Source organism: Pseudomonas sp. GD03875, from assembly GCF_029840585.1.
GTDB classification, from domain to species: domain Bacteria; phylum Pseudomonadota; class Gammaproteobacteria; order Pseudomonadales; family Pseudomonadaceae; genus Aquipseudomonas; species Aquipseudomonas paralcaligenes.
The window spans coordinates 194684-206940 of the sequence record NZ_JAOCCV010000006.1; the positions used below are offsets into that span (position 1 = coordinate 194684).

The following is a 12257-nucleotide window of genomic DNA, read 5'->3' on the forward strand; positions in this document are numbered from 1 at the left end:
CCTCAGGCCTGGATCAGTTCGCGCACGTCGACGAAGCGACCGGTCACCGCCGCAGCCGCGGCCATGGCCGGGCTGACCAGGTGGGTACGCCCACCGGCGCCCTGGCGACCCTCGAAGTTGCGGTTGGAGGTCGAGGCGCAATGCTCGCCGCTGCCCAGCTTGTCCGGGTTCATCGCCAGGCACATGGAGCAGCCCGGTTCACGCCATTCGAAGCCGGCCTCGATGAAGATCTTGTCCAGGCCTTCCTGTTCGGCCTGCGCCTTGACCAGGCCGGAGCCCGGCACGACCATCGCCTGCTTGACGGTGGCGGCGACCTTGCGGCCCCTGGCCACCTCGGCGGCGGCGCGCAGGTCCTCGATCCGCGAGTTGGTGCAGGAACCGATGAACACGCGGTCCAGCTGGATATCGGTGATCGGCTGGTTGGCCTGCAGACCCATGTACCTGAGGGCGCGGACGATGGAGTCGCGCTTGACCGGGTCGGCCTCGACGGCCGGGTCCGGCACGTTCTGGTCGACGGCCAGGACCATCTCCGGCGAGGTGCCCCAGCTGACCTGCGGCTTGATGTCCTCGGCCCGCAGCTCGACCACGGTATCGAAATGCGCATCGGCATCCGACACCAGTTCGCGCCACTGCGCCACGGCCTGTTCCCACTGCTCGCCCTGCGGCGAGAACGGACGGCCCTTGACGTACTCGATGGTCTTCTCGTCCACTGCCACCATGCCCACGCGGGCACCGGCCTCGATCGACATGTTGCAGATGGTCATACGGCCTTCCAGCGACAGGTCGCGGATCGCGCTGCCGGCGAACTCCAGGGCATGGCCGTTGCCGCCGGCGGTGCCGATCTTGCCGATCACGGCGAGCACGATGTCCTTGGCGGTGACGCCGAACGGCAGCTTGCCCTCGACGCGCACCTGCATGTTCTTCATCTTCTTGGCCACCAGGCACTGGGTAGCGAGCACGTGCTCGACCTCGGAAGTACCGATGCCGTGGGCCAGTGCGCCGAAGGCGCCATGGGTGGAGGTGTGCGAGTCGCCGCAGACCACGGTCATGCCCGGCAGGGTAGCGCCCTGCTCCGGGCCGACCACGTGGACGATGCCCTGGCGTACGTCGTTCATCTTGAATTCGAGGATGCCGAAATCGTCGCAGTTCTCGTCGAGGGTCTGCACCTGGATGCGCGACACCTCGTCGACGATGGCTTCCAGACCGCCCTGGCGCTCGGCGCGGGTGGTCGGCACGTTGTGGTCCGGGGTGGCGATGTTGGCGTCGATGCGCCACGGCTGACGCCCGGCCAGGCGCAGGCCCTCGAAGGCCTGGGGCGAGGTCACCTCGTGGAGAATGTGACGATCGATGTAGATCAGCGACGAGCCATCGTCGCGGCGCTTCACCTCGTGCATGTCCCAGAGCTTGTCGTAGAGCGTCTTGCCGGCCATCGAAAGGGTCCTCATCAGCGGTGCGGGAGGTGAAGGATCTATAGCCCTTCTACCGATGTGGAGATGCTAAGGACTTGCCTTGAATAACTCAAATTCATATTTTTCATCCATTGCATAACCGATTGGAATTCGATATGGACCTGGCCAACCTGAGCGCCTTCATCGCCATCGCCGAGGCCGGCAGCTTTTCCGAGGCCGCCGAACGCCTGCACCTGACCCAGCCGGCCGTGAGCAAGCGCATCGCCGGCCTGGAGCAGCAGCTCGGCGTACGCCTGTTCGACCGCCTGGGCCGCGAAGTAAGCCTGACCGAGGCCGGCCGCGCCCTGCTGCCACGGGCCTACCAGATCCTCAACGTACTGGACGACACCCGCCGCGCCTTGACCAACCTCAACGGCGAGATCAGCGGCCGCCTGACCCTGGCCACCAGCCACCACATCGGCCTGCACCGCCTGCCGCCCCTGCTGCGCACCTTCACCCGCGCCTATCCGCAGGTGGCGCTGGACATCCAGTTCCTCGATTCCGAGGTGGCCTACGAGGAAATCCTCCACGGCCGCGCCGAACTGGCGGTGATCACCCTGGCCCCGGAGACCCGCGAGCCGGTGCACGCGGTGCCGGTGTGGAACGATCCGCTGGACTTCGTCGCCGCCCCCGAGCACCCGCTGGCGCGCAACGGCGCCGTGACCCTGGCCGACGTGGCGCCGCACCCGGCGGTGTTCCCCGGCGGCAACACCTTCACCCACCACATCGTCAACAACCTGTTCGCCGCCCAGGGCCTGACGCCGAACATCGGCATGAGCACCAACTACCTGGAGACGATCAAGATGATGGTCTCCATCGGCCTGGCCTGGAGCGTGCTGCCACGCACCATGCTCGACGACCAGGTGGTACGCCTGCCCCTGCCGGGCATCCAGCTGCAACGGCGGCTCGGCTACATCCTGCACAAGGAACGTACCCTGTCCAACGCGGCCAAAGCCTTCATGGCCCTGCTCGACGAAAGCCGTCGCTTGCCTTGAGGCGTGATCAGCGGCTAACGTGGGGGCATAACGATAAGAAAAAGCCGCTTGCACGCCTCTATCACGCCTCTTCCCACCAGGCGGCCGTGTCGTGCCGAGCGCCGGACGAGAAACGCGATGTCCAGACCTCCCAAGCAGCCGCCCTTCCCCTACATACCGGCCATGGACCCCGCCGAGTTCGAAAAGACCTGGCAGGATGCCCCGCGCCTGCTCGCCGCGCTCACCGGCGCGCACCTGGGCGCCTGGTACTGGGACATCGGCAGCGGCAAGGTCAGCTGGTCGCGCGGCGCCCAGGCCTTGTTCGGCCTTGACCCGCGCAATCCCCTGGAACACCGGGTCGACTACATCGAGCTGATCCCCGAGGAAGACCGGGTCATGGTCCAGCGCCTGTTCCAGCAGGTGCTGGAGGGCAAGCCCATCGCCGAGGCCATGCGCCACCGCATCCGCTGGCCGGACGGCAGCCTGCGCTGGCTGGAGATCAGCGGCCGGCCGCAGCCCGACGAACACGGCCGCCCCCAGGTGTTCGGCGTGATCCGCGACATCACCCAGCAGTGCGAGCAGGAACAGGCCCTGCGCGACAGCCAGGAGCGCCTGACCCTCGCGCTCGAGTCGGCCAACCTGGGCACCTGGGACTGGCACATCCCCAGCAACATGCTCTACGGCTCGGAGCGTGCCGCCAGCCTCCATGGCCTGCCGCCCGAGCCCTACCACGGCGAGTTCGCCCACTTCTTCCAGCACGTGCCCGAGGCCGACCGCAGCATCATGCGCAAGGCCTACCGCGATGCGGTGGAAGGCGTCCAGCGGCAGTACCAGGTGACCTACCGCACCCGCCTGGGCAACGGCGAGATGCGCTACCTGGAGAGCACCGCCAAGCTGTACCGCGACAACCGGGGCGAACCGCTGCGCATGACCGGCATCCTCATGGACATCACCGAGCGGGTCCAGCGCGAGCAACGCCTGGCCTCCTCCGAGGAGAAGTTCGTCACCCTGTTCCAGGCCAGCCCTGAGCCCATCTGCGTCTCCCGGGTCCGCGACGGCACGTTCATAGAGGTCAACCCGAGCTTCTGCCAGACCTTCGGCTGGCAGCCCCAGGAAATCGTCGGCCACAGCGCGCCGGACCTCGGCTTCTGGGTCGACGAGAGCCAGCGCCTCCAGCTGTTCGCCAAGCTCGCCGAGGACCAGAGCCTGAGCAACGAAATCGCACGCTTCCACACCAAGGAAGGCCGCGAGCTGAGCTGCGTCGTCTCCAGCCGCTTCATCCGCGTCGACCGCCAGCTGTGCATCACCACCACCTTCCGCGACATCACCGAGCGCCAGGCCGCCGAGGCGGCGCTCAAGGCCAGCCAGGAGAAGTTCGCCAAGGCGTTCCACTCCAGCCCCGACGCCATCACCATCAGCGAGCTCGACAGCGGCCGCTACATCGAGGTCAACGAAGGCTTCTGCCGGCTCACCGGCTACCGCCCCGAAGAGGTCATAGGCCGCAACTCCCTCGAACTGAACGTCTGGGCCTACCCGGAAGAGCGCGAGCGCATGGTCGAACTGGTCCGCAGCGAGGGCCGCGCCTACCACCTGGAAATGCACGGCCAGCATCGCGACGGCAGCATCCGCCTGGTGGAAGTGTCGGTAGAGCCCATCGAGCTCAACGACACGCCCTGCCTGCTGCTCAACGCCCGCGACATCAGCGAGCTCAAGGAAGCCCAGGCCCAGGTGCGCCACCTGGCCTACCACGACCCGCTGACCAACCTGCCCAACCGCGCCCTGCTGATGGACCGCCTGACCCAGCAGATCGCCCTACTCAAGCGCCATAACCTGCACGGTGCCCTGCTGTTCCTCGACCTGGACCACTTCAAGCACATCAACGACTCCCTCGGCCACCCGGTGGGCGATGCGGTGCTGAAGATGGTCACCGCGCGCCTGGAAGCCAGCGTGCGCCTGGAGGACACGGTGGCCCGCCTGGGCGGCGACGAATTCGTGGTGCTGATCTCCGGCCTGGAAGGCAGCCGCACCGAGGTCAATCGCCAGGTCCGCCAGGTGGCGGAGAAACTGCGCGGCCTGCTGGCCGAGCCGATGCTGCTGGACGGCCATCGCCTGCAGGTCACGCCCAGCATCGGCATCGCCCTGGTACCGGCCCACGGCGACAACCCCACCGACCTGCTCAAGCGCGCGGACATCGCCCTGTACCGGGCCAAGGACTCCGGGCGCAACACCATCCAGGTCTTCCGTCGCTCCATGCAGGAAGCCGCCAGCGAGCGCCTGCGCCTGGAAAGCGACCTGCGCCTGGCCCTGGCCCGCGGCGAGTTCGAGCTGTACTTCCAGCCCCAGGTGGACGCCCGCGACGGCAACGTGATCGGCAGCGAGGCGCTGCTGCGCTGGAGCCACCCGACCCTCGGCCCGCAGTCGCCGGCGCAGTTCATCCAGGTGCTGGAAGAGAGCGGCCTGATCCTCGAGGTCGGCGCCTGGGTGCTGAGCGAGGCCTGCCACGCCAGCGCCCGCATGATGCGCGACGGCCTGGTCGGCCGCGACGCCTTCCAGCTGTGCGTCAACATCAGTCCTCGGCAATTCCGCCAGAACGATTTCGTCGAGCGAGTGGAACGCTGCCTGGCGCAGAGCCAGCTGCCGGCCAGCATGCTCAAGCTGGAGATCACCGAAGGCATCGTCATCCACAACCTGGACGACACCATCGCCAAGATGCGCCGCCTGAAGAAGCTCGGCCTGAGTTTCGCCATGGACGACTTCGGCACGGGCTACAGCTCGCTGACCTACCTCAAGCGGCTGCCGGTGGACGTGCTGAAGATCGACCAGTCGTTCGTCCGCGACGCCACCAGCGACCCCAACGACGCGGAGATCGTGCGCGCCATCGTCGCCATGGCCAGGAGCCTCAACCTCGAGGTGATCGCCGAAGGCGTGGAACAGCAGGAGCAGCTGGATTTCCTCCTGCAACAGGGCTGCCACCAGTACCAGGGCTACCTGTTCAGCCGGCCGGTGCCCCTGCAGGAATTCCACCAGCTGCTGATGACCAGCCGCCGCGCCTGAAACGAAGAAGGGCACCCGTAGGTGCCCTTCTCTTCCCTCCACTACCGCGCCATCAGCCTTCCAGCGCCGGCTTCTCGCCGCCGATGGGGATGCGCTTGGGCTTGGCCTCTTCCGGCACGATGCGCACCAGGTCGATGTTCAGCAGGCCATGGGCCAGTGCGGCGGCCCTGACCTCGATATGGTCGGCCAGGCGGAAGGACAGCTTGAAGCCGCGCTGGGCGATGCCCTGGTGCAGGAAGGTGACTTCGCCCGCGCCCGGCTCGCGCTCGCGACGGCCGCCGGTGACGGTGAGCACGCCGCGCTCGACCTGCAGCTCGAGGTCGTCTTCACGGAAGCCGGCGGCCGCGACCACGATGCGGTACTGGTCGTCGCCATGCTTCTCGACGTTGTAGGGAGGGTAGGAACTGCCGCTCTCGCTGCTGCGCAGCGCCGATTCGAACAGGTCGTTGAAACGGTCGAAACCGACGGACTGGCGGAACAGGGGGGCCAGGGAAAGTACGTTGCTCATGTTGCGTCTCCTGAATAATCAGCAAGTGTTTCACCGCGGGACCCGACTTCGGCATCCCGCAATCCATAGATGGGAGCCCTGGTTTCGATTTCAAGGGGAGACATTCGCGATGAACCGGATCATGCCGATCACCAGCGTCCGGTGAAGCCCGGCGCCGAGGCCGAATATCCGGCCCGGCCAGGCTAAGTAAACGCTGAAAACCCTCACCGTCACTCCCGCGCAGGCGGGAGCCCAGGTGCTGCGGAGTGTCTGGGTTCCCGCCTACGCGGGAATGACGATTATTTCCAGCTCCCAGCCAACAGGCCGCCAGGCAGTGCGCCGCACGCACCGAAAACGACTCTGCGCCGGCCGCTAGACGCTTTCCGCCAGCGCTGTCCATGGTGCGCCCAGCAGGCGATCGATGCATTCGCAGTCGCTCTCCCGGCGCACCTCAGCGAACAGCACCACCGCCTCCGGGTAGCTGCGGGTGAGCATGGCCAGCCACTGCTTGAGGCGCCCCGGCGCATAGCGCGGCGCCAGTTTGCGCCGGGCCTGTCGCCAGAAGTCGCGGAGCAGCGGCAGCAGCTCGTCCCAAGTCATGGGCAGCACCTCGCGACCGGCGCAGGCCGCGGCGATCTGCCGGGCCAGGTCGGGCCGCGACACCAGGCCACGGCCGAGCATGATGTCCTCGGCGCCGCTGACCTCGCGGCAGCGCCGCCAGTCGTCGACCGTCCATATCTCACCGTTGGCGTACACCGGCACGGCGACCGCCTCCTGCACCCGCGCTACCCACTCCCAATGAGCCGGAGGTTTGTAGCCGTCGGCCTTGGTCCGCGCATGCACCACCAGTTGCGCGGCACCGCCCTCGGCCAGGGCGCGGGCGCAATCCAGGGCACCGTCCGGGCTGTCGAAGCCCAGGCGCATCTTGGCGGTCACCGGGACCTCTGCCGGCACGGCGCGGCGCACCTCGCGGAGGATGGCATGCAGCAGTTCCGGCTCCTTGAGCAGCACCGCGCCGCCGCGCGACTTGTTCACCGTCTTGGCCGGGCAGCCGAAGTTGAGGTCGATCACCGGCGCGCCCAGGGTACAGGCGAAGGCCGCATTGTCCGCCAGGCAGGCCGGGTCGGAGCCAAGCAGCTGCACGCGCATCGGCGTGCCGGCGCGGGTCCGCGCGGCGTCCGCCAGTTCGGGGGCGAGCTTGTGGTAGGCGGCCTCGGGCAGCAGCCGGTCGCTGACGCGGATGAATTCGGTGACGCACCAGTCGATGCCGCCGACACGGGTCAGCACATCGCGCAGGATCTCGTCGACCAGTCCCTCCATGGGGGCCAGGGCGATTTGCATGGAACGGTCCGGGGAAACGGGGCGCACAGTTTAAGGGGACACTCCCGCGACACAAGATGGTCAACACTCCTGAAGACGAAAGGGAGAACCCTCATGCTGCGCAGCTCGCTACTCGCCATCTGCCTGACCGGCGGCCTCGCGCAGGCGGCCGAGACCCTGCCCTCCGGCGTACAGCACCAACCACCTGCCCCGGCGCCGGACGCGCCGGGACGCCTGATCGTCAGCCGCGACAAGGACGCGCCGAACGCCTGCGACGTGGAGCTCTACGTGAACCGGGAGATCGTGGCGACATTGGGGCCGGGCGACCGCACCAGCCTCGACCTGCCCAGCGGCCAGCTCAGCCTGGCGGTGGCCATATCTTCCGCCGGCTATTGCGGCGGGCAGGGGCCGGAGACGGAGCAGTCGGTGCTGCTGCTTCCGGGGGAGGCCAGGCAGTTCGCGGTGAAGGTGGAACCGGACCAGGTGTTCCTCGCCCCGCTACTCGATGAGGATCAGGACTCCAGCAAGGCCTGGCCGTAGCCCTCGATGAACTCCGGCGGCATGCGCCGGGGCTTGCCCGTGGACAGCTCGATGCAGACGAAGGTGGTGCGCGCCCGCAGCAGGGTGCAGGCGTCGGCCGGGCGCCACAGCTGGAAGTGGCGGCTCATCTTCAGCTTGTGATCCGACTCGACGATCCAGGTGGCCATCTGCAATTCCTCGCCCTCGTAGGCGCTGGCCAGGTAGTCGACCTCGTGACGCACCACCGCCATGGCGCGATCCAGGCGGCGGTACTCGGCCAGGTCCAGCCCGAGGCTCTGGGAATGCCGCCAGGCGCAGCGCTCCAGCCAGCTGACGTAGACCGCGTTGTTGGCGTGGCCCAGGCCGTCGATGTCCTCGGCGACCACTTGCAGATCGATGACGAAGGGTTGCGGCAGGTCCCAGCTCACTGCTTGACCTCCAGGCTGGCGGCGAGCGCGCGGGCCTCGCTGGCCAGCTGGGTGATCTGGTCCCAGGCGCGGGCGCGGATCAGGTTGTCCGGCGCGATCCAGGTGCCGCCGACGCAGGCGACGTTGGGCAGGCGCAGGAAGCTCAGCAGGTTATCTGCGGTGATGCCCCCGGTCGGGCAGAAGCGGATGCCGGTGAAGGGACCCTTGAAGCTCTTGAGCATCTTCACGCTGGTGGCGCCGTTGGCCGGGAACAGCTTGAGCGAACGATAGCCGTACTCCAGCGCCAGCAGCACCTCGGACGGCGTCATCACCGCCGGCAGGTAGGGCAACCCGGAATCCTCCGCGGCGGCGGCCAGGCGCTCGGTGCAACCGGGACTGACGGCGAACTGGGCGCCGGCATCGCGGGCCTCCTGGAACTGCTCGGCGTGGATCACCGTGCCGGCACCGACCAGCAGTTCCGGCAGCGCCTTGCGGATCGCCGACAGGGCATCCAAGGCGCGGGGCGTGCGCAGGGTCACTTCTAGGACGCTGACACCACCGGCATGCAGCGCGCGGGCCATGTCCACCGCCAGCTCGCAATCCTCGATCACCAGCACCGGCAGCACCGGGCGCGCCCGCTGCAGCACCGCTTCCATCGTCAGGCTCATGTCATTTCCCCCTCATCGAGATTCCGACACCAAACGGCATAGGCAGCTATGACGGCGCCGAGCCGGACCGGAGCACAACTCCGGCCCGCCGAGAACAATGGAGAGGGAGTGTAGCGGTTTAGAACAACCGGCAGCGCCTCGTGTTCCGCGTGGAAGCGGCCCGGATGGCCTCGGGATCAACCTCCCGGATTGCATCCGGGCTACGGAAGCAGACCGCAGAAAAACAAAAGGGCCATTCCGAAGAATGACCCTTGAAGTCCGCAAAACGCGGAAAGAAAGTGGCGTCCCCTAGGGGACTCGAACCCCTGTTACCGCCGTGAAAGGGCGGTGTCCTAGGCCACTAGACGAAGGGGACAGAACCTTCGAAGAACAAGGCCAGCACGCGGCTGGCCCTGTCAGTGTTTGGTGGAGCTAGACGGGATCGAACCGTCGACCTCTTGCATGCCATGCAAGCGCTCTCCCAGCTGAGCTATAGCCCCGGATTTTGCGTCTCTCGACGTGCAGTGCGAGCACTGCGTGAAGTGGCGTCCCCTAGGGGACTCGAACCCCTGTTACCGCCGTGAAAGGGCGGTGTCCTAGGCCACTAGACGAAGGGGACGAAACCTTCATTCACTCGAACGCGCTGGAATTCGTTCGGTGGCAATTTGGTGGAGCTAGACGGGATCGAACCGTCGACCTCTTGCATGCCATGCAAGCGCTCTCCCAGCTGAGCTATAGCCCCGTCGCTTGGACGGGGCGCATATTAGGGGCGAGGTATTTGCCTGTCAACACAATTTTTTATCGGGCCCGAAAAAATTCTGGAGGCAGAACAATCACTTACCCCGAGAGGCTGGCCAAGTCACGCCTTCGCGAGGCGATGACCGGCGCCCTCCCCGCTCAGCCGCGGAAACCCTCCAGCAACTTCTTCCACTCCTTAGTCTCGCCGTTGCTGACGCCGCCGAGCAGTTCGATGGCCTGGCGCAGGCGGAAGCGCGACAGGTCGGCACCTAGGATTTCCATCGCGTCCAGCACCGAGACCGAACTGGCCTTGCCGGTGATGGCCGGGAAGATCAGCGGCATCAGGTCGCGCAGCTTGAGGCCGAGGCCCTCGCAGACGAACTGGATGCAGGCGGTGATCTTCTCCTTGTCCCACTGGCGCAGCGCTTCCAGCTCCCACAGCACCAGCTGCAGGGCCTGGCGTACCTGGTCCGGCGACAGCTTCTTGTGCACCAGCAGCGCGGGGTCCAGCTGCACGCCGCCGCTGAAGAAGAAGCTGGAGAGCGGCGCGATGTCGCTGAAGGTCTCGACCCGCTGCTGCACATGGGGCGCGATCTGCATCAGGTACTGGGTGTTGAAGGCCCACTCCTGCACGCGCTGGGCGAACTGTTCCACCGGCAGCTCGCGTAGCCACTGGCCGTTGAGCCAGGACAGCTTCTCGATATCGAAGATCGGCCCACCCAGGGAAACACGCGACAGGTCGAAGTGCTCGATCATCTCGGCCAGGGAGAACTTCTCGCGCTCGTCCGGCATCGACCAGCCCATGCGGCCCAGGTAGTTGAGCAGCGCCTCGGGCATGAAGCCCATGCGCTCGTAGAAGGTGATGCAGGTGGGGTTCTTGCGCTTGGACAGCTTGGACTTGTCCGGATTGCGCAGCAGCGGCATGTAGCAGAGCTTGGGCTGTTCCCAGCCGAAGTACTCGTACAGCTTGATCAGCTTGGGCGCCGACGGCAGCCACTCCTCGCCACGCAGGACGTGGGTGATTTCCATCAGGTGGTCGTCGACCACGTTGGCCAGGAAGTAGGTGGGCAGGCCGTCGGCCTTCATCAGCACCTGCATGTCCATGCGATCCCACGGGATTTCCACGTCGCCACGGAGCATGTCCGGCACCACGCACACGCCCTCGCTCGGCACCTTCATGCGCACCACGTGGGACTCGCCGGCGGCGATGCGCTTCTGCGCGTCCTCGGGGGCGAGATGCATGCAGTGGCCGTCGTAGCGTGGGGTTTCCTTCTTCGCCATCTGCTCGGCGCGCACCTGGTCCAGGCGCTCGGCGGAGCAGAAGCACGGGAACGCGTGGCCCTTGGCGACCAGTTCGTCCGAATACTTCTTGTAGATCGCGCCGCGCTCGCTCTGCCGGTACGGGCCGTGCGGACCGCCGACATCCGGGCCTTCGTTCCACTCGATGCCCAGCCAGCGCAGGGCGTCGAAGATCTGCTGCTCGGACTCGCGGGTCGAGCGCAGCTGGTCGGTGTCCTCGATGCGCAGGATGAACTCGCCGCCGTGCTGGCGGGCAAAGCACAGGTTGAACAGGGCGATGTAGGCAGTACCGACGTGCGGGTCGCCGGTCGGCGACGGTGCAATGCGGGTGCGGACTTTGGTCATGACAAGTCTCGGGAACAGAAGGGTTGGCTAAGGGCGCGATGTTATCAGGCCGGCCACTGCCGGCTCCAGCAGCGCGGTCTGGCGCAGGCTGGACATGAGGAAGTCGAGGAAGGTCTTGACCTTCATCGCCTGGAAGCGCCGGGACGGGTAGACGGCATACAGCTCCCCCACCGGCAGGCGCGCGTCCGGCAACAGCTCCACCAGACGGCCGTTGCCCAGCGCCTCCTCGGAGATCATCACCGGCAGCCCGGCGACGCCGGCGCCGGCCAGCGCCGCTTCGCGCGCCAGGGTGATGTTGTTGCAGGACAGCACGCGCTGGCACGGCACCTGCTCGCCGAGCAGCGGCCAGTAGCGCGGCGAATCCTGGGGCAGAAGGATCGCCCGGTGGCCGGCCAGCTCATGGATGGTCCGCGGCGCGCCGTGCTGGGCCAGGTACTCGGGACTGGCGCACAGGCAACGGCGGCTCTCGAACAGTTTGCGGGCGATCAGGGTGGAGTCGCGCGGCTGGCCGACCTGGATGGCGATGTCGATGCCCTCCTCCAGCGGGTCCACGTCCCGCGAGGTCAGCTCCACCTCCGCGCTGATCTGCGGGTACTGGCGCATGAAGTGGCCCAGCACGCTGCCGAGGAAGAACTGGCCGAACTCGATGGGCGCGGTGATGCGCAGCAGCCCCGAGGGCGCCTGCTGCAACTGCATCACCGCCTGCTCGGCCTCGGCGAAGTCCAGCATGATCTGCCGGCAGCGCTCGTAGTAGGCCTGGCCGACCTCGGTCAGGCGCAGTTTGCGCGTGGTGCGGTTGAGCAGGCGCACGCCGAGGCGCTCCTCGAGCAAAGCGATGCGCCGGCTGACCGTGGACTTCTGCATGCTCAGGCTCTGCGCGGCCTGGGTGAAGCTGTGGCACTCCACCACCCGGGTGAAGATCAACGCGTCATCGAGCCCCATGACTGTTCCTCAGGCGCAACAAAGTTTGCGAATTCTACCGGCTACAGCTTTGGCGGCAACATTGTTAAATTCGCTTA

General features: G+C 66.8%; 10 protein-coding genes and 4 tRNA genes. 3 read left to right on the forward strand and 11 right to left on the reverse strand.

From position 1 onward, the window contains the following. Positions 1–2 precede the first annotated feature (2 nt). Positions 3–1430: a 3-isopropylmalate dehydratase large subunit gene (gene leuC, locus N5D30_RS07565; protein WP_279908441.1), complete on the reverse strand. Its 1428-nt coding sequence runs from the start codon at positions 1428–1430 to the stop codon at positions 3–5. Between the two features lie 134 nt (positions 1431–1564). On the opposite strand from leuC, the gene N5D30_RS07570 reads away from it, so the two are divergent. Then, a complete protein-coding gene (locus tag N5D30_RS07570) occupies positions 1565–2443 on the forward strand; it encodes a LysR family transcriptional regulator (protein WP_279908442.1) in 879 nt (292 codons plus the stop codon). A 117-nt stretch (positions 2444–2560) separates the two neighbouring features. Next, complete coding sequence (locus tag N5D30_RS07575) at positions 2561–5476, forward strand: bifunctional diguanylate cyclase/phosphodiesterase (protein WP_279908443.1); 2916 nt, start codon at positions 2561–2563, stop codon at positions 5474–5476. 52 nt (positions 5477–5528) lie between these two features. Here N5D30_RS07575 and N5D30_RS07580 read toward each other — a convergent pair whose 3' ends face one another. Both N5D30_RS07580 and N5D30_RS07585 read right to left on the reverse strand, forming a co-directional pair. Then, positions 5529–5984, reverse strand: a complete 456-nt coding sequence (locus tag N5D30_RS07580; RefSeq protein WP_279908444.1) for an Hsp20 family protein — start codon at positions 5982–5984, stop codon at positions 5529–5531. Positions 5985–6335: 351 nt separating this feature from the next. Beyond that, positions 6336–7304: a tRNA-dihydrouridine synthase gene (locus tag N5D30_RS07585; protein WP_279908445.1), complete on the reverse strand. Its 969-nt coding sequence runs from the start codon at positions 7302–7304 to the stop codon at positions 6336–6338. 93 nt (positions 7305–7397) lie between these two features. Between N5D30_RS07585 and N5D30_RS07590 the strand changes: the two genes are divergently transcribed. Next, positions 7398–7823, forward strand: coding sequence for a hypothetical protein (locus N5D30_RS07590; protein WP_279908446.1), 426 nt, complete (start codon positions 7398–7400; stop codon positions 7821–7823). Here N5D30_RS07590 and N5D30_RS07595 read toward each other — a convergent pair. The 8 genes from N5D30_RS07595 to N5D30_RS07630 form a co-directional block, all read right to left on the reverse strand. Next, the gene (locus tag N5D30_RS07595) at positions 7796–8230 is read right to left on the reverse strand and encodes a thioesterase family protein (RefSeq protein WP_220813322.1); all 435 of its coding nucleotides are present in this window, start codon (positions 8228–8230) and stop codon (positions 7796–7798) included. The genes N5D30_RS07590 and N5D30_RS07595 overlap by 28 nt on opposite strands. Further along, positions 8227–8877 carry a bifunctional 4-hydroxy-2-oxoglutarate aldolase/2-dehydro-3-deoxy-phosphogluconate aldolase gene (locus tag N5D30_RS07600; protein WP_220813323.1) on the reverse strand — a complete coding sequence of 217 codons (651 nt, stop codon included), beginning with the start codon at positions 8875–8877 and terminating at the stop codon, positions 8227–8229. The genes N5D30_RS07595 and N5D30_RS07600 overlap by 4 nt, the downstream gene beginning before the upstream one ends. A gap of 279 nt (positions 8878–9156) precedes the next feature. Continuing rightward, positions 9157–9232 (reverse strand) — tRNA-Glu (locus N5D30_RS07605). Positions 9233–9280: 48 nt separating this feature from the next. Next, positions 9281–9356: transfer RNA gene (locus N5D30_RS07610), tRNA-Ala, on the reverse strand. Positions 9357–9399: 43 nt separating this feature from the next. Continuing rightward, a tRNA-Glu gene (locus N5D30_RS07615) sits at positions 9400–9475 on the reverse strand. A 47-nt stretch (positions 9476–9522) separates the two neighbouring features. Beyond that, positions 9523–9598: transfer RNA gene (locus N5D30_RS07620), tRNA-Ala, on the reverse strand. A 155-nt stretch (positions 9599–9753) separates the two neighbouring features. Then, the gene (gltX, locus tag N5D30_RS07625) at positions 9754–11238 is read right to left on the reverse strand and encodes a glutamate--tRNA ligase (protein WP_279908447.1); all 1485 of its coding nucleotides are present in this window, start codon (positions 11236–11238) and stop codon (positions 9754–9756) included. Between the two features lie 27 nt (positions 11239–11265). Then, positions 11266–12180 carry a LysR family transcriptional regulator gene (locus N5D30_RS07630; RefSeq protein ID WP_279902203.1) on the reverse strand — a complete coding sequence of 305 codons (915 nt, stop codon included), beginning with the start codon at positions 12178–12180 and terminating at the stop codon, positions 11266–11268. Positions 12181–12257 lie beyond the last annotated feature (77 nt).

Excerpts from the sequence above, each read along its gene's own strand:
- leuC (WP_279908441.1), bottom strand. The coding sequence starts at position 1,430 with ATGGCCGGCAAGACGCTCTACGACAAGCTCTGGGACATGCACGAGGTG.
- N5D30_RS07575 (WP_279908443.1), top strand. The coding sequence starts at position 2,561 with ATGTCCAGACCTCCCAAGCAGCCGCCCTTCCCCTACATACCGGCCATG.
- N5D30_RS07630 (WP_279902203.1), bottom strand. The coding sequence starts at position 12,180 with ATGGGGCTCGATGACGCGTTGATCTTCACCCGGGTGGTGGAGTGCCAC.
- N5D30_RS07590 (WP_279908446.1), top strand. The coding sequence starts at position 7,398 with ATGCTGCGCAGCTCGCTACTCGCCATCTGCCTGACCGGCGGCCTCGCG.
- N5D30_RS07585 (WP_279908445.1), bottom strand. The coding sequence starts at position 7,304 with ATGCAAATCGCCCTGGCCCCCATGGAGGGACTGGTCGACGAGATCCTG.
- N5D30_RS07580 (WP_279908444.1), bottom strand. The coding sequence starts at position 5,984 with ATGAGCAACGTACTTTCCCTGGCCCCCCTGTTCCGCCAGTCCGTCGGT.
- N5D30_RS07570 (WP_279908442.1), top strand. The coding sequence starts at position 1,565 with ATGGACCTGGCCAACCTGAGCGCCTTCATCGCCATCGCCGAGGCCGGC.
- gltX (WP_279908447.1), bottom strand. The coding sequence starts at position 11,238 with ATGACCAAAGTCCGCACCCGCATTGCACCGTCGCCGACCGGCGACCCG.
- N5D30_RS07600 (WP_220813323.1), bottom strand. The coding sequence starts at position 8,877 with ATGAGCCTGACGATGGAAGCGGTGCTGCAGCGGGCGCGCCCGGTGCTG.